We start from the raw sequence: 24,839 nt of genomic DNA on the forward strand, positions 1-24,839 counted from the left end.
AGTACGTGACTGTCCGAACGAATGAAGTTGACGAAGAAGTACGATGTGTATGGACAGCCGAAGAGTCTAGTGATGATGGCGAAGAGGTCACACCCGTTCCCATACCGAACACGGAAGTTAAGCTCTTCAGCGCCGATGGTAGTTGGGGGTCTCCCCCTGTGAGAGTAGGACGTCGCTGGGCACTAGAAAAGTCGTCACCGAGCAATCGGTGGTGGCTTTTTTTGTTGTACTAAAAAAAGCCGAAGGCAAAGAATAGTAGTTTTATTTGCGAGAAAGTAGAGGAACAATGAGTTCGAGGAAGCAAAGAAGAGAGACTCGCAGCGTATAATATACGCGAGAATCGAACGACCGCGGCTGACGAAGAAATCTGCCGTTCATCTGCTTTCGCAGCCCGAACACAGTAGTTAAGCTCGGGCGCCGATGGTAGTTGGGGGTCTCCCCCTGTGAGAGTAGGACGTCGCTGGGCAATTGAAAAGTCGTCACCGAGTAATCGGTGGTGGCTTTTTTTGTTGTACTAAAAAAGCCGAAGGCAAAGAATAGTAGTTTTATTTGCGAGAAAGTAGAGCAACAAAGAGTTCGAGGAAGCAAGGAAGAGAGGCTCGCAGCGTATGATATACGCGAGAATCGAACGACCGCGGCTGACGAAGAAATCTGCCGTTCATCTGCTTTCGTAGCCCGAACACGGAAGTGAAGCTCGCGCACCGATGGTAGTTGGGGGTCTCCCCCTGAGAGAGTAGGACGTCGCTGGGCATTTGAAAAGTCGTCACCGAGTAATCGGTGATGGCTTTTTTTGTTGTTTAGGAAATTATATTCAAATTAAAGGTTGAAAAAAATTTTCTTTACTCATTGGTTATAGGTGTATTGTAAGACGTTTGACATGATTTTAAATTAAAATATAGGTTTATAGATGTTCGTTTAATTAAGAAAACTCTATCTATATGCCTGTTTTAAATTGAATTAAAGGAGAATTTTACTTCATGAAGAATATATATCTTTGGAAAAGATTAAAAATTCAGTTAATATAGGGGGAAACTATGAAGAAAAAGTGGACTGCCATGGTGATGACGTGGATGTTGGTTGTGAGTCTGTTTGGTTTTAACAATGTTGCTCAAGCAGAAGAAACAATGGAAAAAACATTAAGTGATTCTATTACTAAGATAATAGAAGAAAAATTAGCAGGTGCAGATGTTAGTGTTACGGTTAGAGATCGAGTGTCTGGAGAAATGGTATATGATTACAATGGTCAAACAACTATAAAACCAGCCTCTAATATGAAACTGTTAACTACTGCAGCAGCTTTAGATGTATTAGGAAAAGATTACCGTTTTAATACAACTCTTTATACTTCAGGGAAGATGTCAAATGGAGTCTTAAAAGGAGATGTTTATTTAAAAGGACAAGGTGATCCTACTCTATCCTTTGAAGATTTACAACAGTTCGCAGAAGAGTTAAAAGTACAGGGTATTAATAAAATTGACGGACGGATTGTCGGTGATGACAAATGGTTTGATGATGATTTATTAACTCCGGGAATTTGGGTTGGGGACGAGTCTTATTATTACGCTGCACCTATTTCAGCTTTAACAACTTCTCCAAACACAGACTACGATTCTGGAACGATTATCGTAGAAGCAACTGGAACTGCTGTTGGAGAGTTACCGTCCATTAATGTAACTCCGCATATTGGTGATTTACAAATAGTAAATGAAGCACTGACAGTTGAAGCAGGAAAAACAAATACAGTAACGATAGAAAGAATGTATGAAACAAATCAGATTGTCATTAGTGGGAACCTTCCAGTTGATAAAACTAAAAAAGAATGGGTGACTGTCAAACATCCTACGACACATACATTAACAATGTTCCAGGCAGTTTTAGCTGAAGCAGGAATTGAGTATTCAAAAGAGAAATTATTTAGAGCAGCAACACCAAAAAGTGCACAACTAGTTGCTATGAAGCAATCGATGACACTGGAGCAACTATTAATCCCGTATATGAAACTAAGTAATAATGGAATTGCGGATATTTTAGTAAAAACAATGGGAAAAGTGAAAAAAAATGAAGGTAGTACAACAGCTGGCTTAGAAGTTATTAGAGAATATGGAAAATCAATTAATTTAAATATGGTTGATTGGCAATTTGAAGATGGATCTGGAATGTCTCATGAAAATAGGGTTTCAAGTTTGGCAGTGAGTGAATTATTATATAAAGTGCAAGGAGAAGATTGGTTTAATACCTATTTTACTAGCTTACCAGTAGCTGCTAATACCGATCGAATGGTAGGAGGCACTTTAAGAAATCGATTAAAAGATCCACTGACTGCAGGAAAAGTCTATGCAAAAACAGGTTCATTAACGGGTGTTAGTACACTGAGTGGATATTTAGAAGCGAGTAGCGGGCAATCATACATCTTTAGTGTATTAGTTCAAAATAAATCAGGGACATCCTCAACGATTGATGAAATTGTTAAGGTAATAGCAAAAGAATTGTAAAAAATTGAGGAAACACTTTTCTTGCTGAGATGCAAAAAACTATAATAGTAAGTTGGTTTACGTAATTTTTTCAACTTAACAAGTAAATTAAATAAAACAAAACACCTTTACCTAGAAAATTGGTATTATACCTTTATTCTACGTGGAGGTGTTTTTCTATGTCTTCAAAGATTTTAAGTTTTGCATATGGCACAACATGAATGTTGGCCATTACATTAATTATTGAGGAGTAGGAAATATAAATTTAACAGGGCGAAATCATCTGAAGTATTAACGAGTTCCATTAAGCTTTACACTAACTCTGTGAGAATAAAACTCTCTAGATAGTGCAAATTAGAATCTAGGAGGTGAATATCCATGAGTAAAAATAACAATAAGACAAGCAATGTTAGAACGCACAATAGTTTCGAACTGTATAAAAATCCTACGAATAATCCTGACGAAGAATTCGCTGAAGAATTTATTGCTATTTCTAAAAACAAGGTAACGAAAGAAATTAATAAAAGTAAACCTAAGAAAAAGGATTAAACCTATACATGAAAGGTGAGTGTATTAAATGCTCACCTCTTCCATGAGTTCAACTTTTTTTTAATATGTTTCAAACTTAATCTGTCTATTTAAATCCTATTGTTCCTTCATACACTCTTCATTAAATGGTATGAAATAATACCATTAAAGTTCTTATATTATTTTCTCATAAGAAATAAATATACAAGCGATTAAACTTAAATAATACATAACTAATCTCCACGTTCAATCGTATCAATAAATTACTAATTATCTCTTTAAATATTGACCATAAAATTGAATTTAGTAATTAAAATAGGAGATTTTTAACATGCATTAGCAGAAGTTGTAATAAACCATTTTCGCTATCTATTTCAAGCGTTCTCTAAAACCAATTTAAATGCTAATTCCTATGGTTTTATAGTTTTGGAATAATGTTAACAGCAATTGTTTTAGTATTAGTTTCCTCATTTACGTTACTCATTTTATAATACTTTATCATTAGATTGTTTAGCTCATTTTGGAAAAGCGTAAATTGCTCACTGGATAAAGTCAGCTCTAGTAATGAAAAAGTTGCTGTGTCTTCGATGTTTTCCTCAACCTCAAGTAAAGTTAAATAATTTTGGTATTGCGATAATAAAACTAATTGATAGTAGGAAATATAATTTAGTTTTTGTTCCTTGGATAGATGCTTCCAATCCTCCTCACTCAGTCGAGCTGCTTCTTCATTTAATGCATAAAATTTTTCAGTTACGGATCGTACTTTTCTTTCCTTTACGATTTTAATAATACTTTCATCCACTAAAATCTGAATATGGCGATATAACGTTGCTTGTGGAACATCTTTGATGATAGCTATCATTTCTAATGTACTTACGCCATCTTCTTTATTTTGCATAAGAGCTTGTAAAATTTTCATTCTCACTGGGTGCATTATTACCTCTACTTTGTTGCGCATAAATTGTTCCTCCAACATGTTTTAAAGTGATATAAACAATAATAAAAGACATTCATTCCAACTAAAGATAACGTTATCAAAAAATATAATATAAATGAAAGTAAATGTACAGGGAAAAAAAGTTATTGAAGTTACTTTCTCTTTCTGTTATCGTTATTGATAATGATAACAGAAAGGAGTTAATTTTGCATGCAATTACACTTCGATTTAAATGAAATATCAAAAATTGATTGGGGAAGTATTTTGCCAATCATTATACCTTTTTTTCTAGTAACGCTTTTATTAATTATGATTGCTTTAATTGATTTATATCGTCATAGAGCAACAAGAGAACATGTATTAATGTGGACTTTTTTTATTTTATTTTTTAATACAATTGGACCTATTTTATACTTTGCAATTGGCAGAAAGGACGTACACGAACATGCGATTAGAAATCAATAATATTACGAAGAAGTTTAAACATAAAACGGCAGTGCATCATTTTTCAATGGTAATGGATGCAAATGAATGTGTTGGATTAATCGGTCCTAATGGAGCAGGGAAATCTACCTTAATACAAATTATTGCAGATATTTTAAATGCGGATGAAGGTAGTATTTTACTTGATGGACAAAAAATTTCAACGAAGAAAAATCAAATTGGCTATTTACCACAGTACCCTAATTTTTTCTCATGGATGACTGCATATGACACATTACTATTTATGGGGACGCTATCGGGTATTTCAAAAAATATATTACATAAAGATATTCCTCCTTTATTAGCCAAGGTAGGATTAGCAAATGAAGCGCAAACCAAAGTAGGAAACTTTTCAGGTGGAATGAAGCAACGTTTAGGAATTGCGCAAGCCCTGCTACATAAGCCAACATTGATAATCATGGATGAACCTGTATCAGCACTGGACCCAATCGGAAGAAGAGAAGTGTTAAATTTAATGAAAGAGATAAAAAAAGAAACGACAATATTATTATCTACACATATATTGGGAGATGCAGAAGAAATTTGTGAACGCTTTGTTGTCATTAAAAATGGTCAGAAAATAGAAGATGCCACAAAATCTGATCTACTCAATCGTAATAAAGAGAGTGCTATATACTTAGCTATTCGTAAAGAAGATATAAAGTGGTTACATAAAATTGAACATTTGCCATATGTAAAGAAAATAGTAAGTTATGAAGATGGTTTTAAAATATTTGTAAATGATGTAGAAGTAAATGGTTCACAATTATTACAATATGGTTTGGATGAAAAAGTTTGTTTTACAAAGTTTGAAATGGGTGTTAAAGAGAGTCTTGAAGAAATATTTTTATCATTGGTGGTGGACGTATGAATACTTTTCTAGCATTAAGCAAAAAAGAAATCAATCAAATGATTGGTGAATTTAAGATTATATGGTTGCCAATAGTTTTTGTATTATTAGGACTTACACAACCGATCATGATGTATTATTTGCCGGTAATTTTAGAAACTCTTGGAGGTGTGGAGGGCATTATTATTGATCCGGCAATGGCAAAACCTCTGGGGGGGGAGGTACTTGCTTCGACCCTTAACTCACAGTTTGATCAGTTAGGAATGATTGTTCTTGTCGTTGCTGTAATGAGTGTTATTCAATCTGAAAAAGCAAATGGTATGTTGGCATTTATTTTAACGAGACCAGTGTCTATTTCTTCTTACATAGGCAGCAAGATTTTAACCCATTATTTGTTGGCTGTTATTTGTATTGCAATCGGTTACTCAGTGTCATATGGATATACTGCGTACTTGTTTACAACAATCCCGGTTTCGCAAATACTTTTAGCGTTTGTCCTATATTGTATTTGGGTGTTATTCCTAATTACATTTGTAACAATGTTGAGTACATTTTTTAATAGCCCCGCATTTATCGCACTACTAAGCATTGTTTTTCTTTTGATATGTCGTTTTTGTGCAGGCTTACACCCACTAATAGATACCTTGAATCCAGCAAGTATGAGTCTTCGTGCAACAAGCATTCTAACTACAGGGGACTTGGGAACTGGGTGGGAGATTAATATTGTAGCAACACTGCTAATTATTTTTGTAATGACAGTAATGATGCATTTTTGGATTGGAAAAAAGAAATTTTAGTAGTAACAAGTGATAGTTTGTGAAATACAAAGCGGAAAGAAGGTGGACAAGTATGTTAACTATACGTAATCTAAAGAAAAAGTATGGTCAACAAGAAGTTTTAAAAGGCGTAGAATTACAGGTGGGAAAAGGAGAAGTTTTAGGATTTGTTGGTGCGAATGGAGCAGGTAAAACAACTACATTACATTGTATCACTGGATTGGAAGAACAAGATGATGGAGAAGTAGTGATTAATAATGTACCTAAATCACATGAAATTACTTATAAAAAGCAGTTTTATTTTATCCCTGATACTATTCATGTATTTAAAAATATATCTGCATACGATTGGATACACTTTGTCTTAAAACTCTATGAAAAAGTAGATGAGGAAAAACTCGATTACTTTATCAAGGCTTTTGAGATGGAGAAGAGTATTAATAAACCAATGGGGACGTATTCTTATGGGATGCTCCATAAAATGGCGTTGATTACAGCTTTTACGATTAGTCCACCTATCATCATTATGGATGAGCCGTTAAATGGTTTAGATCCCTTTGCTGTTCTTGTCTTTAAAAATTGTATGAAGGATTATGTTGATAATGGAGGAACCGTGTTTTTTTCCACCCATTTATTAGATATTGCAGAGAAAATCTGCGAATCAATTGCAATTTTAAAAGACGGGAAGATCGTTTTGCATAAGTCTGTAGATAGTTTGCTGCAAGAAGGAAATTTAGAAACTACTTTTATGGAGATACAAGCAAATGAAGTTTAATTTTCAACTAGTGAAATTTTTTATTGCATCATTCTATTCAAAGCCCCAGCAGTTAGCCCTTTATATTATGCTACTCATTGCTATGTTTTATTTAGCTTTACAGTACCTAGGGGTTAATATAATGATTTACTTTTTAGGAACCTCTGAGGAATATTTGTTTTATAATTTATTTCTTTCAATGGGATTAACGTATATATTGACAGCTTATTTTGCCGTCTCAGTTGTATATAATCAACGTGATTTTTATATATTATCTAGTCTACCTATTTCAGCAAAACAAATCGTTATAGCAAAAGTAATAAGTGGGCTTGCTTTACCCATAATTATAGTTGGAATTTTGCAGATACCAATTTATTTATTATTATTTTTAAAATATGATCTGGTGGAAATAGTACAAACGGTGGTTATCCTAACTCTTACAAATGTAATTACAGCAATGTTTCTCTTATCTATTTTGTCCATTCTGAACCGTTTTAGAAAACTATTCCCTAGCTCCTTATTGTACTTATTTACGAATACGATTTTAGCTTTTTTAATAGGTATTATCCCTATCATATATCTCATAACTCAACAATTTGAAAAAATAAAAGCAATTATAGTGAGCTTTAATGTAACCGACTTAACAGATTTCTTCCCTACTTTAGCAAATTTGCTTAATATGGGTTATAGACTTTCGATGCAAGAGACTTTTATCAAGACGATAACAACATCACTATTAACAAAAGATAGTTTAATAGATTTTCTCATTATTGTTAGTAGTCTAATACTAATCTGTATACTATTATTAATCGCTACTGTTAAAAATACAGCGGTTAACTATTACAAAAACGGACTGCTTGAAAATAGAGTTGAAAAAATGCCCAAAATTTCGATGTACAGAACGAAAAATATTTGGGGTTATTATTTACAAAGAGAATTCTGGATTATTCAATCAGAGCCATATTTTAAAATGCAAATCATATTGAGTCTGATCCTATCACCTTTATTTACAATTATATTCACAATTGTGGTTCAGATGGACTTGTTGAAATCGCAGTGGATTGCTGACAATGAAAGTCATATATTTGCATACATGATATTATTTTTAAGCTGTGTAAACAATATTAGTGGTACACCATATTCAAGAGAGGGAAAGAATTATGCACCTAGTATTGCAATCCCATTAGATCGACGAAAAGTATTTCTAGCAAAAGTTACAACTGCCTCGTTAATAAGTATCCTATCAGTTTTAATCAGCTACGCTATTTATATGTTATTTGGAAGTATCAATACTCTTGGGCTTTTGCTATTACTTATTACGGTATTATTAATCATAAGTTATAATCTATTGTCACCTATTTATGATATGCAACATCCCTTATTAGAATGGAAAAGTCCTTCAGAGGCTGTTAAATCTAATCCTAACGTTTTAATTAGTCTAGTATTTGGATTTCCGATATTGATTGTTATTACATTCATTCATTTCTGTTTACTTGCGTTGAATGTTTCTCAATGGATAGTGACGATCATTATTGCAGTTTTAACTATCGGTAGTACCATAACTTTATTTTTTAAAGTATTAAGTAAATATCGATTTAAGTTCTAAATAGGAGAGGAAGGATGGAAAAAATGAATTTTACATTGGACACAAGTAGCAAAATTCCTCTCTATCAACAACTAACTCAGCAACTTATATTAGAAATGGCCAAAGGGAATTTGCAGAATGGCGATCAATTACCTTCCATTCGTAATATGGCTATGCAAACAAAGGTCAATCTACATACAGTTCACAAAAGCTACAGAGAGCTTCAGCGAAAAGGTTTGATAGCACTCAAACCAAAAACCAAAGCATTTATTTTAACTGGACATTCAACCTCTATTAAAGACAATAAATTGTATCAAATTTCATTTAATCTTGAACAAATTTTAATGGAAGCATATGTTATGGGGTTAAGTAAGGAACAACTACAACAGATATTTAATCGCATTTTACAAAAATATTCCATCTGATAAAATGTGTTATGGTTATTTCATTTTGATGGCAAGCCCGATAGGAGTTAAGTATTTAGAAACGAAAACTACGATTAATCCAGAAGCTTATAATTATTTAAATTTTAACCTTGAATTGGTATAACCTTTTCAAGGTTTTTGCTTGTAAATTTATCGAATTTGTTATCCGAATCTTGAATTAAAAATTAGTGATATTAAGTAAATATATGGTGGAACAAAATAAAATATTAAATGGAGAGAAGGCTATTCTACTAAGGATTGTAATAGATAAGTGTTAGATCTTAGCAAGTATTTTTAGGACCTGTAGCGCTAATATGATAAATTTAATATCAGAAATAATCTTATGCGTAATTGAGTAAAACGTTATCCATTAAAATTTAATAATTTTTTCTAAAACCATACCTTTTATAGTTTTGGAGAATTGTTTAAATTATTTCATACCTCAAAGAAGAATTTATTGATAGAATATTGAAAAAGTAATGCTTAATAAATGGTATTCAGCTATAAGAAGTACTTATGTGATAATAATAAATCAATAGAAGAAATTTCAAACTAGTAAAACTATTTATTATTTTATAACTTTTGATAAATAATGCACATGTTATATTCTTAGGGGGCTATATAATGACAAGTAATTACAAGCTAGTTCAATCCATCATAAATTTATTTGGGGATTTGTTACAAATAGAAATAGCGTTTTTCACTCCGAAAGGGGAAATTCTCTCAGCTACAGATGAATATCGTAAACAAAAAGGGAAGCAAGTACATTTGCCTTTCTTCCAAAAATATTACTCTGAGTCATTTCAGTATGTACAGAAACCCGGGAAAATGAATATGTGTATAGGCTGTAGGTTTCAAAACAATTGTCCATCCAAAGTAGAAATACTTATGAACTTAGTCAAAGATGATCGTCATTTTGGATATTTAACTTTTGTGAGTTTTACGGATGAAGGTGAAAAAAATTTATTTTCTGAACAGAAGAAATATCAATATTGGTTAGCTCGACTAGGTGAAATTATTATTGATGTTCAAAATAATTTAGGATTCTATATATCACTTGAAACTAATACTGAGATTGACACAAAATATGTACTAGGTGATTCACCACATTTACAATTTGTTAAATCCAAGATAAATAATATTGCAAATAGCTCTTCATCCATTGTCATAACTGGAGAAACTGGAACTGGAAAAAGTTTGTTAGCTAAATATATTCACTCAAATAGCATTTCTCATAAAGGAAAATTTGTAGAAATTAACTGTGCTAGTATTCCAGAAAATTTATTTGAAAGTGAACTATTTGGTTATGAGGAAGGGGCATTTACTGGTGCTAAAAGAAAGGGGAAACCAGGATATTTTGAGATTGCTGATAAAGGTACCCTATTTCTTGATGAAATTACTGAATTACCTTTGCACCTACAAGCTAAGTTACTTACAGTTTTACAAGATGGATTTGTTTATCGAGTAGGCTCAATTGAACCTAAGAAAGTAAATGTCAGAATTGTTGCTGCAACAAATAGACCTTTAGAAGAAATGGTGAAAATAGGGGAGTTTCGTGCTGATTTGTATTATCGACTAAATGTAATTCCGATAGCTTTGCCACCACTAAGACATAGAAAGGATGAATTAGAGCATTTAATTTTCACATTGTTAGAAAAAATTCAACAAAAAACAGGGAAATTTATTAACGATTTTTCAGAGGAATTCTTTGAAGAATTAAAAGCCTATAATTGGCCTGGTAACATTAGAGAGTTAGAAAATGTTTTAGAGTATAGTATGGTAATGGAAAATTCATTAAAATTAACTAAAGCAAGCCTACCAAATCACATTATCAGAAAAAAAAATATGCAAATTCCCAATGTTTTAAAGGATATGGAACTGGAATTAATCAGCCAAAAAATAGCTGAATACGGAAATGATACAGCGGGAAAGGAACGTGTTGCAGAAGAATTAGGCATAAGTAAAAGAACGCTGTACAGAAAACTAAAAAAAGTTGTTATTGAAAATGAAATTTAATTACCTTGTAGTTCTAGTTGGTACTAGCCTTAGAAAAATTTATCCCTAAAGAAAATTAAATAGTTTTATTAAATTAGAGCATGTTTTGAGACTTGATTAATCAAAACATGCTCTTTATATTTGCGCTAGTTTTTATGGTCAATGGTGGTTAGTTAAACTAATTTTTCAAAGCAACATTAGTTTTTTGGACAAACACTTCAAATTATCCAGTGTATTTTGACAAAAAGTGAATTCGAAATGACAAAAATGACAAAAAAATATCTATCAAACAATTAAAAACATTCTTAAATCAGCATTATACTTTTGGCATGATTCTTGCTTATATAAATAGTGATGAAAAAAAGGAGGAAGATTTAGTTGGTAGATTATTTTCAATTAGCTGGAAAAATTGCTGTAGTTACAGGAGGTGCTTCGGGAATTGGTCTTGCAACCGCTAAATTATTGAGTGAGGTGGGGACAAAAACCGTCATTCTCGATATTGATGAGCAAAAAGGAAAGGAAGTGGAAAAAAGTTTTCAAGCATCTGATTTAGCCATTGAATTTATGAAGTGTGATGTGACAAATGCTCAAGATTGCCAACGCGTGGCACAGTTGGTGGAAGAAAAATACGGAAAAGTCGATATACTCTTTAACAATGCAGGTATTATTCGTAGAAAAACAGTGATTGAATTAGAAGAATCTGAGTGGGATGCGGTAATCGATGTCTCTTTAAAAGGTGTTTATTTATTATCTAAATATTTAATTCCACTTATGCGTGAACATGGTGGAGGAAGTATTATCAATACAGGGTCGGGCTGGGGGTTAAAAGGCGGAGACAAAGCAGCTTCCTACTGTGCTGCTAAAGCAGGAGTCGTAAATCTAACAAGAGCCATGGCCATTGATCATGGACCAGAGAACATTCGGGTGAATTGTATTTGCCCAGGGGACACGGATACGCCTTTATTACGGAACGAGGCAATCCAACTAGATATAGAAGAATATAGTTTCTTACGAAGTTCAGCAGTTGATCGACCCTTGGCAAGGTTAGGGACACCTGAAGATATTGCTAAAGGAGTATTATTCCTTGCAAGTGATTTATCTTCTTGGGTTACCGGAACTACATTGACCGTTGATGGTGGAGGCTTAGCATAAAATTTATTAGGAGGTATTTAAATGAGCAAAAAAGTTCATCCGTATATTCCGAATATGGTTTCAGAAGTAAAACAAGAAATGTTAGATGAAATTGGTGTGAATTCAATTGAGGAACTCTATTCTTGTATTCCTGAAGAATTACAGTTAAAAAGCAAATTGAATATCCCAAAAGCATTAAATGAATTAGAGTTACGACGACATATTGAAGGACTATTAAATAAGAATAAAAGTGCAAATGAATACATTAACTTTTTAGGGGCTGGTTGTTGGCAACATTTCATACCTGCAGTATGTGATGAAGTGAATCAACGATCAGAATTTCTAACGGCTTATGCAGGGGAACCTTACGAAGACCATGGTCGTTTCCAAGCCTTATTCGAATATCAAAGTCTAATGGCTGAGCTTGTAGATATGGATGTAGTGAATGTCCCAACTTTCGATTGGGGGCAAGCAGCTTCTACGTCGATTCGTATGGCAAGTCGAATCACAAAACGTTCAAAAGTCTTGCTTGCCAATACAGTTTCACCTGAACGAAAGAAGATTATTAAAAACTATGGTACGCCTCAATTAACATTTGAAGGTGTGAAATTTGATCTTAATACTGGGTTGATGGATTTAGCTGACTTAGAAGAAAAATTATCGCAGGATGTTGCAGTTATTTATTTTGAAAATCCATCATATTTAGGTTTTATTGAATCACAAGGTCAGGAAATTTCTAACCTTGCGAAAAAATATGGAGCATTGATGATAGTGGGAGTAGATCCAATTTCTCTTGGTGTACTTGCACCTCCAAGTCAATATGGAGCTGATATTGTGTGTGGGGACCTTCAACCACTGGGCATGCACATGAATTACAGTGGTGGGCAAGCTGGCTTTATTGCGACACATAATGACCCTGTATTTGTCAATGAATACCCATCTCGATTATTTGGAATAATTCCCACATTAAAAGATGGCGAATATGGTTTTGGAGATATTGCGTATGATCGTACGTCTTTTGCAGATCGAGAAAACGGTAAAGAATCTGTAGGTACACAAACAGCGTTATGGGGCATTACAGCTGGTGTTTATTTATCGTTGATTGGACCGAATGGTATGTACGATTTAGGTCAGGCAATTATGCAAAACAGTCAGTATGCAGTGATGCAACTAAATAAAATTAAAAATATTAGAGGTTCGAGAATTACATCGCCATTCTTTAAGGAATTTGTCATTGATTTTAATGACACAGGTTTAACAGTTGCAGAGATCAATGCACAATTATTAGAACAAAAGGTCTTTGGAGGAAAGGATTTATCGTTAGAATTCCCTGAATATGGTCAATCAGCACTTTATTGTGTAACTGAAGTGCATACCAAAGAAGATATCGATCGCCTAGTAAGTGTTTTATCAAAAATTGTTACTAAGTAATGTTTTAGAAAGGAGCTTTACCGTGAAAAAAATTCAAAGACAGACTGTAAATGTAAATTTTCATCAAGCCAAGTGGAATGAGCCTATTATTTTTGAACTGCATCAGCCTGGAGAAGTTGGGGTTGAAGTACCGCAAGCTCCGCAAGAAATTGTAGATGCAGTGGGAGATGGTGTTACTAGAATACCGCAAAATATGAGTCGAAGAAGTAAGCCAAATTTACCAGAAATCGGCCAAGCACGTGTATTACGACATTATGTGCGTCTTTCGCAGGAAACATTAGGTTCTGATTTCAATGTTGAAATTGGTCAAGGGACATGTACGATGAAGTACATTCCAAAAATTAATGAGTTATTAATCCGCAATTCAAAAATGATGGAGTTACACCCTCTACAAGATGTAAGTACAGTTCAAGGGATGTTAGAAATAATTCACAATTTGGACCTAGCAATGCGTGAGATTTCAGGTATGGATGCTTTCTCTTTCCAACCTAGTGGTGGTACCCAGGCATTATTTGCGATGGCATCGATTGTGCGTAAGTATTTTGAAGTGAAGGGTGAGGCAGATCATCGTAATGAAATTATTACAACGATTTTTTCTCATCCATCTCAAGCAGCAACGGCAGTTGTAAAGGGATATAAAATTATTACCCTTCATCCAGATGAAAATGGATTTCCGGATATTGAAAAGTTAAAAGAAGTTGTATCCGAAAGAACTGCTGGCTTTGTAGTTGCTAACCCGGAGGATACAGGGATTTACAATTCAAAAATTAAAGAGTTTACAAAAATTGTACACGATGTAGGTGGTCTCTGTTACTACGACCAAGCGAATGCCAATGGGTTATTAGGAATTACTCGTGCAAAAGAAGCAGGATTCGATATGTGTTTCTTCAATTTACACAAGACGTTTGCAGCTCCTCACATGTGCGGTGGACCAGCAACGGGAGCACTAGGTGTAACAGAGGAATTAAAAGCTTATTTACCAGGGCCGATTGTTGAAAAATATGGCAATCAATATGTATTAAATGAGCAATTAGAGCACTCAATTGGAAAGGTACGTTCTTTCCACGGCGTAGCACAAACCATCTTACGCTCGTATGCTTGGATTCGTGCATTAGGACCAGAAGGCCTTAAAGCAGTGGCAGAGACTGCTGTGTTAAATAATAACTATTTATATAGTAAAGTAACAAAAATTCGTGGCGCAAGTGCACCGTATGTACTGGGACAACGCCTGGAACAAGTTCGTTATAGTTGGGAACAGCTAGAGAAAGAAACTGGCGTAACAACAGAGGATGTACAACGTCGCATGACAGACTTTGGTTTGCATTATTGGACCAGTCACCATCCATATATTGTGCCGCAACCATTTACACTAGAGCCGACAGAATCCTATTCTAAGGCAGACTTAGATGAATATATCCAAGCGCTTGAACAGATTTCGAAGGAAGCTTATGAAAATCCAGAAGTGGTGAAAAATGCTCCACAAAATAGTACGATTCATCAGTTAATTGAAGCTGATTATTTGGATGATCCAACTAAGTGGTGTATTTCATGGAGAGTATATCAAGAAAAAATTAAAAATCAGGAAAAAATTACAAGCTATAACTATTAGGAGGTTTCTTAAAATGGGAACTAAACATAGTAGTTTAGAAAAGAAAATAGTTGTTATCACAGGAGGGGCTAGTGGTATAGGTTTAGCCACTGCACAGCGTTTTGTAGAAGAGGGAGCAATAGTAGCCATTCTAGATATTAATTCAGAAAGTATTGAAAAGACGTTGGAAGAAAACCTTGGCATTGCTAAAGGATATGTAATGGATGTTAGTAATCCTAAAAGTGTTAATGATGTCTTTATAAATATTAAAAACGATTTAGGTGGAGTGGACGTTTTTATAGCGAATGCTGGTATTAGCGTTCGATCAAAATTCCTCGATATTACGCCAGAACAATGGAATAAGGTTTTAAATATTAATTTAAACGGTGTGTTTTATACTTCCCAAGCAGCAGCGAAAATAATGGTTGAACAGGGGAAGGGTGTTATCCTCATGACAGCGTCTACTAATGGAGTTACGGGCCATCCTTTCTATGCAGACTATAATGCTTCGAAAGCTGGTGTTAATCTTTTAGCTAGGACGATGGCATTAGAATTGGCTCCTATAATTCGGGTTAACACGATATGTCCAGGATATGTATTAACACCAATGCAAATGGCTGAGTACACACCTGAGATGTTGGAAGTTGTAAATGCAGGTATTCCTTTAAAACGACATGCAGATCCAAAAGAAGTAGCTGCTTTATATGCCTTTCTTGCTTCTGAAGAATCGGCGTATATTACAGGCCAAACAATCGCAATTGATGGTGGGGAATTATCTTGAAACTTGGATTACAAAACAAAGGGGGATGTTTATGAAAAGAATATTATTCTGTTTCTTAATGGTATTGGTAGTTATTTTAATGGTTGCATGTGCAGAAGAAAATGCAAGTGAAACACCTGAAACAGCCGCAAGTGAAGTAGAAGCTGAAGGAAGTAATGCAACTTCAGATATGAATTTAGTAAATGATGGGGAATTAACATTTGCAATGAGTGGTTTACTAAAACCTTTAAATTATAAAGAAGATGAAAAGTTAGTTGGATTCGATGTGGAAATTGGAAATGAAATTGCAAAGAGAATTGGTCTTGAGCCAAACCCTGTAACAAACCCATGGGAAACAATCATACAGGGGTTAAGAGGAAAAAAATATGATGCAATTATTGGGAGTATGACAGCTACTGAGGAGAGAGCTAAACAAGTTGATTTTTCAGATCCGTACTATATTTCCGGAGCTACAGTGTTTATCTCAAGTGAAAATAAAGATATAAAAACTTTAGATGATTTGAAGGGGAAAACAATAGGTGTTACGCAAGCTAGTACTTACGTGGAAGATGCAAAAAAATATACTGATAAAATTAAAGAATTTCCTAGTGAGATTTATGCATTACAAGATCTTCCGTCAGGACGTTTAGATGCAGTAATCACAGATAGAATTGTAGGTATTTCAGCGATTCAAGAGTCTGACTTAGAAATTCAAACATTGGGAGATATTATTAAAACCGAGGAAATTGCAGTGGCCATTAATAAAGATAACCCAGTGTTACTAGAAGCGATTAACAAAGCAATTGCAGAAATGGTTGAGGATGGAACCTACACAGAAATAAGTACAAAATGGTTTGGCGAAGATCTATTAAAATAAAATTTTTAAATTGAAAAGGTGCCTAGTATGTTTCTAACATACTAGGTAAAAATTAAGACTTTTCAAGTACTTTTTTTCTTGACTAAGAGTCGTATTGATTCAATCTTGTAGAACCATATTTTTAAAATGCCTTTAAGAATGATGGCGCATCCGTATATCTAGCTGTTTTGTTTTTTGTCGCACTATCACCTATAGCTTATATAGATGTTTTTTATATATCTTTTAATTAAGAACAGATTTTGGCGTTTAGACAATCCATACTACTTAAAGAGGTTAGGTGATCTATTTGGAGTTTTTTGAAAGTATAATATCGATATTCAATACACATGGAATAGAATTTTTAAAAGCAACGGTATTGACCGTTAAATTAACAATCACTTCGCTAATTATCGCATGTATTATTGGGTTGTTTTTTGCCTTTTTTAAGGTTTCAAATATAAAAATATTAGAAAGCATTGCTAATGCTTATATCTTCATTGTTCGTGGTATGCCACTTATAGTACAACTAATGTTCCTGTACTATGGTATTTCTAGTGTATTTATTCTATCCGATTTTACAGCTGGAGCTATTGCACTCGGAATCCATTCTGGAGCATATATTGCTGAAATTTTCCGAGGATCCATTCAATCTATTGATAAGGGACAAATGGAGGCGGGACGATCTTTAGGAATGACATATTTCACAACGATGAGAAGGATTGTTTTACCACAAAGCTTTAAGAGGGCTATTCCTGCGTTGGCCAATCAATTCATTATTGGATTAAAAGACTCCTCATTAGTAGCCTATATTGCAGTATCAGAGTTATTTAACCATGCTTTATCTGCTCAAGCATCCAATTATATGCCTCTAGAAACATATTTTGTAGTGGGTATTTATTATTTGATTTTAGTTCTAATATTCACACTGCTTTTCAATAAGCTTGAAAAGAAAATGGATGTTGGAAAGGGGAAAAAACATGATAAAGTTGAAGTCGCTTTCTAAATCATTTGGTAATTTAAAAGTATTAAAAGATATAAATTTAGAAATCAAGAAATCAGAAGTAGTTGTATTAATTGGAGCCAGCGGGTCAGGAAAAAGTACATTGTTACGATGTATGAACTTTTTGGAAATATTAGATGAAGGTACAATTAGTATCAACGATGAGCTTATTGATACTGAAAAAACAAATTTAAACCACGTAAGAGAAAATATGGGTATGGTATTTCAACATTTCAATTTATTCCCCCATTTAAGTGTTTTGGGGAATATAACTGAAGCACCAATTAATGTTAAAAAGCAAAGTAGGGAAAATGCGAATATGAAAGCAATGGAATTATTAAATCGGGTTGGCCTTGCTGATAAAGCTAATTATTATCCAGACCAATTATCTGGGGGGCAAAAGCAACGTGTTGCTATTGCAAGGGCACTTGCGATGAATCCAGATATCATGCTGTTTGATGAACCTACATCAGCATTAGATCCAGAGTTGGTTGGGGAAGTATTGGAAACAATGAAAAACTTAGCGAGAGATGGTATGACAATGGTAATTGTGACTCATGAAATGGGATTTGCAAAAGAAGTTGCGGATAGGGTGATTATGTTAGCTGACGGTAAGATTATTGAAGAGGGGCATCCAAAAGAATTCTTTAAAGCTCCAAAAGAAGCTAGAACAATAAGATTTTTACAGCAAGTTATATAAATATTAACTTGATTATTTAATTAGGGGTGGACTTAGATGATAAATACGTATGATGAAGTCTTAAAAATTACTAATAATCTTGTAAATATTGAAAGTATTGTTAATACTGAAGGTGAAATTGATATATCAAAATCACTTGTCAAAATAATTTCTAACATACCATACTTTCAAAAAAATCCAGACTACGTGTTTACTTCACAAACGGTAGATGATGAGATTGAAAGATATAACGTATTTGCTTTTGTAAAAGGTACAAAAGGTAGCAGTAATAAAACAGTCGTATTAATGGGGCATACTGATACAGTAGGAATTGATGATTATAATAGCTTGAAAGAAAAAGCCTGTTTTCCTAATGATCTACAAGAAGCATTAAAACATGAAAAGATACCGCCATTAGTTAAAGAACATTTGGAATCAAATGAATGGTTATTTGGCAGAGGAACACTAGACATGAAAAGCGGCGTTGCAAGTAATTATTATCTATTAAAATATTACTCAGAACACCCTGAAGAGTTGAACGGCAATATTGTGTTCTTTGCTGAGTGTGATGAGGAAGACAGCTCACATGGAGTATTATCTGGTCTAAATGATTTGAAAAAATTGAAAACAGAATACGGCTTTGAATATGAAGCATTAATTAATTCCGATTTTGTTGCACCTAGGTATGAAGGTGATGAAAATAGATATATCTATAAAGGTAGTGTCGGAAAGTTGCTTCCATCTTTCTATATAACGGGTGCTGAAACACATGTTGGTTCTAGCTTTGAAGGGCTTGATCCTAATTATATTGCGGCAGAGCTAACTAGACAAATTGCGTATAATCCTGAGCTATGTGATAAATCATTAGGTGAAACCCCTATGCCACCTGTAACTCTGAAGCAAACTGATTTTAAAGATACGTATACAGTTCAAACAGCTCTTGCCTCATATGTATATTATAATTTCTTTGTTCAATCGTGGTCTCCTAAAGAAGTTCTTGAAAAACTAAAGGAGCAAGCTGAAATTGCATTTAATAATGTAATAACAAACTTGACCAATCACTATAAGAGATATTGTGAAATCAGCGAACAAGAATATACAAAATTGCCATGGAAAACTAGAGTGTTGTTTTTTGAGGAACTAGAACAATCGATTATTTCACAACATGGTGAAAGTTATAAAGAACATATGAAAAACTTTAAAGAAAACTTATTAGAAAACAAAGAATTGGATGTACGTATGTTTTCAGCAAAAGTTGTTGAAGAAGCCTGGAAATGGGAAAAAGATAAGACTCCTGCTATAGTTATTTTTTATTCTTCACTCTATTCTCCACGCGTAGAGGTGACCGGAAAAAATGAGAAAGAAAAAAATCTATTAGCAGCTTTAGATCATGCGATTGAAAAAGTTCAACCTCATTATAATAAACCTATTGTACAAAGAAATTATTTCCCGTACATCTGTGACATGAGCTGTGTAGCTATAAATGACGATGAAGACAGTATAAAGTCAGTTATAAGTAATAACCCAAGTTGGGGAACGAAACATTTTGTAGATTATGATGCAATTAGAGAATTGAATATTCCAGCGATTAATATAGGTCCATATGGTTATGATGCACACAATAGATATGAGAGAACTGAATTAAAATATACGATGGAAATAATGCCTAATTTAACAAATTTAGTGATAGAAAAATTACTAAATAATTAACTCATAGCTCATCCAGAAAGAGTCGAGCTTTCTATTAGAGTATGGTCTCGATAGGTCTCAAACGAGTGAACCTAGCCTTCTAGAATTTATATCACTATGTATTGGATATACAGAGAGTTAATGTTCGTATATAGTAACAGTTGTTGACCGAACAATAGATAGGGAATAGTTATGGAAATGAGAACGATAAAAAAGATACACTTAGCATTAAAGTGTTGTGAACAAGCCATAAACCTACAGAATCAGGTTAAGAATAAGATTTGCATGAATACTTATAAAGTCAAAAAAGCATTTGATTGTCTTTAAGGCAACAAGTGCTTTTTCGCATTTTCTAAAAGAAGATAATACTTAATGAACCTCCTCTTCAACTCTATCAATGTAACTACAATTTTCCTTAGAATGTAGTTTAAGAGTCATAGTATTTTTTTAACCCATTAATTCGTAAGGTTTATTTTTGTGAAAATTATAACTTCTATCTTTACCTCCTTGTTCAAAAATGGAATATTATAACTATTGATGAATTACTAGAGGGGGAGAAGAATGTTCACCTGTGGGATATTATTGTATAATAAAGAATATTGTGAAGTGGTTATTTCTAAACGCTCGATGAGGCAAGGCCTATGAAAATATTGGATGTAGATTTATTTCAAGATGGGCTACAGCGCAATATTACTATGTTAGACAGGTTAAGCAGTGAAACAGAAGCGATCCACCGTTCAGTGGAGGGTCTAGTTCAGATGGAGGATCAATTAAAAGGAGCAGGAGGTAATTCCATTCGCTCCTTTTATGAGGAGTGTCATATACCATTTCTTCATTTTTTCCAGTTGTTTTCTGAGCATTTCAAACAAGTGCTTCACCAGATGGAGGAAGCCCTTCACTCACTCGAACCTGATTCATCCGGTTACATATTAGAACAATTCCTAGAGGGAGAACTGGAACAGGGGCTAACTTTTATCGGCCAGCTGACCGCTAGTTTAACGGATGAGACAAACAGTATCATGGATCAGGTGAGCGATATTGTCGGCCTGCCCCACTTAGATGATAGCGGAGTGCAGGAGGGAGTCATCCAATCAAAGAGAAAGCGTGACGACACAGTCATGCAACTTCATGAATTTGATGCAAGCCAGACAACCGCACTAAATCCCATTGAACAAGATCTGCAGACGATGAACACGTGGCTTAGGGATATAGAAGGACTGTTTCAAGCAGGTATAAGCGATATAACCTTCGAGCAAAGCCAATGGAATGTCCTGACGTTTAGAAGTGAAATTAGAACGGAGCTGTTCCCAAAAGTATACTTAAATCCTAGTAACCTATGGATAGAGGAACAGGAAAAGCTGATCGGTACAATGATTACTGCAGCGACTTTCCAAGCCCTTGAAGGAAAGAAAGTCAACACTATCGAAGAAAACGTAGAGGAAAATATAAAATATCATGAGTATGATAATGGTTTACTCATTAAAGAGTATGTTGTAGGCCAAACAATTTTCTATGAAGTTGTTTCCAAAGTTGAATATAAAGAAGAGGCCGTTAAAGCTGACAAACCCAAAGAAAACAAGTTATTAGATTCTTTTCAGTTTGTATTAGATATTGCAGGGCTTATACCTGTTGTTGGTGAAGTAGCAGATGGCGTAAATGGTGTTATCTATTCAGCCAGAGGGGATGCATTAAATGCGACACTTTCTTTTTCGGCGATGATTCCCATTGCAGGATGGGCGAGTACGGGTGGGAAATTAGCTAAAAAAGGAAGCGATTTATACCAATCTAGAAATGTTTTGAGTACAGAGAAGGTAGAGTCCATCTATTCGCCAATTTACCAAGATGTTGTCAACAGTCCACTAGGCAAAACTCAAAATCAACTAGATATCTTATATAACACTCATTCCCAATTGGGTACGCCAAAAGCCCTTAGATTCAATTTTCCCTCAGCAAAAACTGAGATCCCTACTACTATCAAAAGTGGAGATGCCGATGTTAAGACTGAAATAAAGAATGTGGATATTGAGGCTAAGGGTACGGGTAATGATAGTAAGATAACCGAAATAACAGGAGAAAATTTTGGAAAGCATATCATTAAAGGAAAGAATGGAAGGAAAGAACTGGGTCCGAATGTACGCTATACAACTGAAGAAAATTATAAATATACAACTGATGAAATTGGTAGAATAGTAGATGTAAACGCAGAAGAATTAATACTTGGAAAAGGAAAAAGAAACACAGCAATGCAAGTTGCAGTAGGTCGAGAATATAGGTTGTTTGATGATGATGGTGGACACTTGATAGGAACTCAGTTTCGTGGTTCGGGAGATATTGATAATTTGCTTGCTCAGAATAAGCACATTAATCGCTCTGGTGGGGAGTGGTACAAGATGGAGACTGAGTGGGCAAACGCTCTGAAAGAAATTCCACCAAAAAAAGTATCTGTAAAAATTAAGCCAGTTTTTGTTGGGACTTCATTAAGACCAGATTCATATAAAGTAATTTATGAAATTGAAGGTAAAGGAATATTTAAGAAGACCATTGAAAATAGAGCAGGAGGTTGAGAATGGAAAAGGAAATGAATAGATTATATAGAGAGATAGCTGAAACAGTTAATGAAATGATTCCAGAAGATTGGAATAAATTTTATTTTTATGCCCAAATATCAGAAAATGGGGGAGGAACTTACTTTTTTTATAATACACTTGAAAATAAACAATATAAATATAGTTTAGAAATTCCCTTCAAATATCAAATTGATGAAGATGAATTTGAGAGAAAAGAAGATCTTTTATATAAATTGAGTAAGGAACTTAGAAAGGTTTTTAAAGATAATGAACAAGAAACTTGGTATTCTTTTACAATATCTCTAGAGAGTAGTGGGAAATTTAAGTTACATTATGATTATACAAATTGGTTTGATACAGAATATAGTTTTAGTGACCAGATGATTATTTGGAAATATAAATATTTAGGTGAGATACCAACTGATGAAGATTATAAAGCATTAATTGATAAGTATCATAATGAATTTCCAAATAATCCGATTTAATTAAATGAGTTGGATAGAAAAAGAAAAGGCTATATATGCTCGTGTGTTTAAAGAAGGAAAGAATTATTATATATAGCTAACTCTAAAGCACTTGATTGTCTTTTAGGCAATAGGTGCTTTTTTAAAAGTTGAAAAAATGATATTAAAAGAAAAAGAACTTGAAATTGAGATACAAAAGATGACAGGTAAATTTAATAGGATAAATAAAAAGGAGTGATTTCGGGTGGATAAGTTATCTTTTTTAAAACAATACAGAAAAAGTATAGAGTTTGTATCTAACATAGACTTACTGAATATTGAAAAGGAAAATATGCCTGAAAAATGGATAGAGATATTTAAAGAAACACATAAAACTAGAAAGAAAGATAAATTAATAGCTTTATGGAATAATGTGTGTGAAAAAGAATTGAGTAATACTGATCATACTTGAAAGAAAATTTATTAGTATTTGAACTAATTGTAAATAATGGACAATATGCAGTACTATACAGCGTAAAGAGTGAAAATGACGAAATTCTTTATTACGAAGGTGGTATACCGACCAATTCTATTTATATTTCAGAAATGCAACAAGATTGGTCAAATGTTCCAGAATCTATTAGGGAGTTCTATGAAAAGTTACACAATGGGTTTTATTATCTGCCAAGTATAGCTATGGGGCTTGTACCAGTGGAACGCACTACTCATTTTGAGGATTATGAATGGGGAATACTTGAAGAATTTGAAGAACCATTAGGAATTAATATGGCTACAACATATGGTTTTTTTGAAAATGGTATGGGAGGATATTGCTATAGATTTAAACAACTGTATCGATGATGTAGCGACATTATGGTTTACTAATGATAAGCCTGAATATAATGTGAATTTCTGGGATATTGTAGATGAATGGATTGTAATAGGTCTTCAAGATAATTAAAAAATACATGTAAATAATTTGGAAACAGCAATATTTTATTAGTCTACCACTCACAAAGTAATCTTACTGAGGTTAGTCAAAATCAATTACTCATGAAGATTGTACCAAAGAATACTTGGTTTATGAAAAATAAGTATGATAACTGGGTGTGTATCTAAATGTGAAGTTAGGTTAATTGAAGAGATAACACCTATTAATCCAGAAGATTTATAATCGGGCTTAGTAGGGACATATTATTTTCTAAATTATATTTTTCGAAAATCATTTAAAGAATCCAGCCTTGAATATGTATAACCTTTCAAGGTTTTTTGCTTTAAAATTTCTTGAACTTAGGTCATCTGATATTTAGTAAAAAAATATATGGAGGGAAATATAATATTATAGCAAGAGAATTATACTTCAAATTTATATGGATCAAGTAAGAGTCATTGTCGGGCTACCCCACTTAGATGATAGCAGAGTGCAGGAGGGAGTCATTAATTCTAAGAGGAAACGTGATGACACTGTCATGCAGCTTCTTGAATTCGATGCGAGCCAGACGACCGCACTGACACCTATTGAACAAGATTTACAGTCGATGGAAACTTGGCTTGCTATGGAAGGATTATTTAAAGACGGACTTACCGATGTCCATTTTGAAATAAATCAATGGGCAGCATTGGCGCTTCATGCAACCCGCTTTTGACCGATTTGGCCACATCAAAATAACTTACAATGATTATTGGAATAATATTGAAATAAGAATGGAGAAAACACCAGAAAATTCTAAGTTAATTGGTTCTGAGCGAACATGGAATGAATTTCTAGAATATAATCCATCTTCCGATGTTGAAACGAGTGTGGAGAGTTATATTAAACTTATAACAGATTAATCACCTTGGCCAGAAAACTATACTCCAAAGTCTACTAGTCTTCCTATTGGCACAAGAA

General features: G+C 33.7%; 24 protein-coding genes, 2 rRNA genes and 1 pseudogene. 26 read left to right on the forward strand and 1 reads right to left on the reverse strand.

Annotation, left to right across the window (positions count from 1 at the left end; all coding sequences use genetic code 11):
- Positions 1-65: 65 nt before the first annotated feature.
- From rrf (P2Q73_RS05695) to P2Q73_RS05705, 4 genes are all read left to right on the forward strand, one after another.
- Positions 66-181 (forward strand): 5S ribosomal RNA (gene rrf, locus P2Q73_RS05695).
- 443 nt (positions 182-624) lie between these two features.
- Positions 625-750: ribosomal RNA gene (gene rrf, locus P2Q73_RS20395) — 5S ribosomal RNA — on the forward strand.
- A gap of 284 nt (positions 751-1,034) precedes the next feature.
- Positions 1,035-2,492: a D-alanyl-D-alanine carboxypeptidase/D-alanyl-D-alanine endopeptidase gene (gene dacB / locus P2Q73_RS05700; protein WP_275784830.1), complete on the forward strand. Its 1,458-nt coding sequence runs from the start codon at positions 1,035-1,037 to the stop codon at positions 2,490-2,492.
- A gap of 357 nt (positions 2,493-2,849) precedes the next feature.
- Entirely contained in the window at positions 2,850-3,020 is a 171-nt protein-coding gene (locus P2Q73_RS05705) for a hypothetical protein (RefSeq protein ID WP_172794324.1), read from the forward strand.
- 397 nt (positions 3,021-3,417) lie between these two features.
- Here the strand turns inward: P2Q73_RS05705 and P2Q73_RS05710 are convergent, their stop codons facing one another.
- Positions 3,418-3,957 (reverse strand): helix-turn-helix domain-containing protein, encoded by a 540-nt coding sequence (locus tag P2Q73_RS05710; protein ID WP_053590044.1) that lies wholly within the window; start codon positions 3,955-3,957, stop codon positions 3,418-3,420.
- Between the two features lie 189 nt (positions 3,958-4,146).
- Here P2Q73_RS05710 and P2Q73_RS05715 point away from each other — a divergent pair, with 189 nt between their 5' ends.
- From P2Q73_RS05715 to P2Q73_RS05815, 22 genes and pseudogenes are all read left to right on the forward strand, one after another.
- A complete protein-coding gene (locus P2Q73_RS05715; RefSeq protein ID WP_275784836.1) occupies positions 4,147-4,401 on the forward strand; it encodes a PLD nuclease N-terminal domain-containing protein in 255 nt (84 codons plus the stop codon).
- The gene (locus P2Q73_RS05720; protein WP_275784838.1) at positions 4,382-5,290 is read left to right on the forward strand and encodes an ABC transporter ATP-binding protein; all 909 of its coding nucleotides are present in this window, start codon (positions 4,382-4,384) and stop codon (positions 5,288-5,290) included. The genes P2Q73_RS05715 and P2Q73_RS05720 overlap by 20 nt, the downstream gene beginning before the upstream one ends.
- Positions 5,287-6,066 (forward strand): ABC transporter permease, encoded by a 780-nt coding sequence (locus P2Q73_RS05725; RefSeq protein ID WP_275784841.1) that lies wholly within the window; start codon positions 5,287-5,289, stop codon positions 6,064-6,066. Before P2Q73_RS05720 ends, P2Q73_RS05725 begins: the two co-directional genes overlap by 4 nt.
- A gap of 52 nt (positions 6,067-6,118) precedes the next feature.
- The gene (locus P2Q73_RS05730) at positions 6,119-6,820 is read left to right on the forward strand and encodes an ABC transporter ATP-binding protein (protein WP_056829186.1); all 702 of its coding nucleotides are present in this window, start codon (positions 6,119-6,121) and stop codon (positions 6,818-6,820) included.
- A 121-nt stretch (positions 6,821-6,941) separates the two neighbouring features.
- The gene (locus tag P2Q73_RS05735) at positions 6,942-8,405 is read left to right on the forward strand and encodes a hypothetical protein (protein WP_275784846.1); all 1,464 of its coding nucleotides are present in this window, start codon (positions 6,942-6,944) and stop codon (positions 8,403-8,405) included.
- Between the two features lie 14 nt (positions 8,406-8,419).
- A complete protein-coding gene (locus P2Q73_RS05740; RefSeq protein WP_275784849.1) occupies positions 8,420-8,809 on the forward strand; it encodes a GntR family transcriptional regulator in 390 nt (129 codons plus the stop codon).
- A gap of 675 nt (positions 8,810-9,484) precedes the next feature.
- Entirely contained in the window at positions 9,485-10,825 is a 1,341-nt protein-coding gene (locus P2Q73_RS05745; protein ID WP_275784853.1) for a sigma-54 interaction domain-containing protein, read from the forward strand.
- Between the two features lie 357 nt (positions 10,826-11,182).
- Complete coding sequence (locus P2Q73_RS05750) at positions 11,183-11,956, forward strand: SDR family NAD(P)-dependent oxidoreductase (protein WP_275784856.1); 774 nt, start codon at positions 11,183-11,185, stop codon at positions 11,954-11,956.
- A 21-nt stretch (positions 11,957-11,977) separates the two neighbouring features.
- The gene (gene gcvPA / locus P2Q73_RS05755; protein ID WP_056829196.1) at positions 11,978-13,366 is read left to right on the forward strand and encodes an aminomethyl-transferring glycine dehydrogenase subunit GcvPA; all 1,389 of its coding nucleotides are present in this window, start codon (positions 11,978-11,980) and stop codon (positions 13,364-13,366) included.
- Between the two features lie 22 nt (positions 13,367-13,388).
- A complete protein-coding gene (gcvPB, locus tag P2Q73_RS05760; RefSeq protein ID WP_056829198.1) occupies positions 13,389-14,975 on the forward strand; it encodes an aminomethyl-transferring glycine dehydrogenase subunit GcvPB in 1,587 nt (528 codons plus the stop codon).
- Positions 14,976-14,988: 13 nt separating this feature from the next.
- Positions 14,989-15,735, forward strand: a complete 747-nt coding sequence (locus P2Q73_RS05765; protein ID WP_056829200.1) for an SDR family NAD(P)-dependent oxidoreductase — start codon at positions 14,989-14,991, stop codon at positions 15,733-15,735.
- A gap of 31 nt (positions 15,736-15,766) precedes the next feature.
- Entirely contained in the window at positions 15,767-16,591 is an 825-nt protein-coding gene (locus P2Q73_RS05770) for an ABC transporter substrate-binding protein (protein ID WP_056829202.1), read from the forward strand.
- 286 nt (positions 16,592-16,877) lie between these two features.
- Positions 16,878-17,573 carry an amino acid ABC transporter permease gene (locus P2Q73_RS05775; RefSeq protein WP_053592157.1) on the forward strand — a complete coding sequence of 232 codons (696 nt, stop codon included), beginning with the start codon at positions 16,878-16,880 and terminating at the stop codon, positions 17,571-17,573.
- A complete protein-coding gene (locus P2Q73_RS05780) occupies positions 17,548-18,270 on the forward strand; it encodes an amino acid ABC transporter ATP-binding protein (protein WP_082460832.1) in 723 nt (240 codons plus the stop codon). The genes P2Q73_RS05775 and P2Q73_RS05780 overlap by 26 nt, the downstream gene beginning before the upstream one ends.
- A gap of 36 nt (positions 18,271-18,306) precedes the next feature.
- Positions 18,307-19,959 (forward strand): M20/M25/M40 family metallo-hydrolase, encoded by a 1,653-nt coding sequence (locus tag P2Q73_RS05785; protein ID WP_056829206.1) that lies wholly within the window; start codon positions 18,307-18,309, stop codon positions 19,957-19,959.
- Positions 19,960-20,579: 620 nt separating this feature from the next.
- Positions 20,580-21,164, forward strand: a pseudogene (locus P2Q73_RS20400) (ribonuclease YeeF family protein); the annotation flags it as partial.
- Positions 21,165-21,770: 606 nt separating this feature from the next.
- On the forward strand, positions 21,771-22,502 hold the full coding sequence (locus P2Q73_RS20405) for a DNA/RNA non-specific endonuclease (protein WP_481747142.1): 732 nt from the start codon (positions 21,771-21,773) through the stop codon (positions 22,500-22,502).
- A 2-nt stretch (positions 22,503-22,504) separates the two neighbouring features.
- Positions 22,505-22,990, forward strand: coding sequence for an antitoxin YezG family protein (locus tag P2Q73_RS05795; protein WP_275784872.1), 486 nt, complete (start codon positions 22,505-22,507; stop codon positions 22,988-22,990).
- Between the two features lie 223 nt (positions 22,991-23,213).
- On the forward strand, positions 23,214-23,420 hold the full coding sequence (locus tag P2Q73_RS05800) for a hypothetical protein (RefSeq protein ID WP_275784875.1): 207 nt from the start codon (positions 23,214-23,216) through the stop codon (positions 23,418-23,420).
- Positions 23,417-23,809, forward strand: a complete 393-nt coding sequence (locus P2Q73_RS05805) for a hypothetical protein (protein ID WP_275784878.1) — start codon at positions 23,417-23,419, stop codon at positions 23,807-23,809. The genes P2Q73_RS05800 and P2Q73_RS05805 overlap by 4 nt, the downstream gene beginning before the upstream one ends.
- Before the next feature lie 509 nt (positions 23,810-24,318).
- Entirely contained in the window at positions 24,319-24,594 is a 276-nt protein-coding gene (locus P2Q73_RS05810; RefSeq protein WP_275784882.1) for a T7SS effector LXG polymorphic toxin, read from the forward strand.
- Positions 24,578-24,781, forward strand: a complete 204-nt coding sequence (locus tag P2Q73_RS05815) for a hypothetical protein (RefSeq protein WP_275785194.1) — start codon at positions 24,578-24,580, stop codon at positions 24,779-24,781. Before P2Q73_RS05810 ends, P2Q73_RS05815 begins: the two co-directional genes overlap by 17 nt.
- Positions 24,782-24,839 lie beyond the last annotated feature (58 nt).

It is taken from the genome of Bacillus sp. Cr_A10 (assembly GCF_029222665.1).
GTDB lineage: Bacteria > Bacillota > Bacilli > Bacillales_A > Planococcaceae > Psychrobacillus.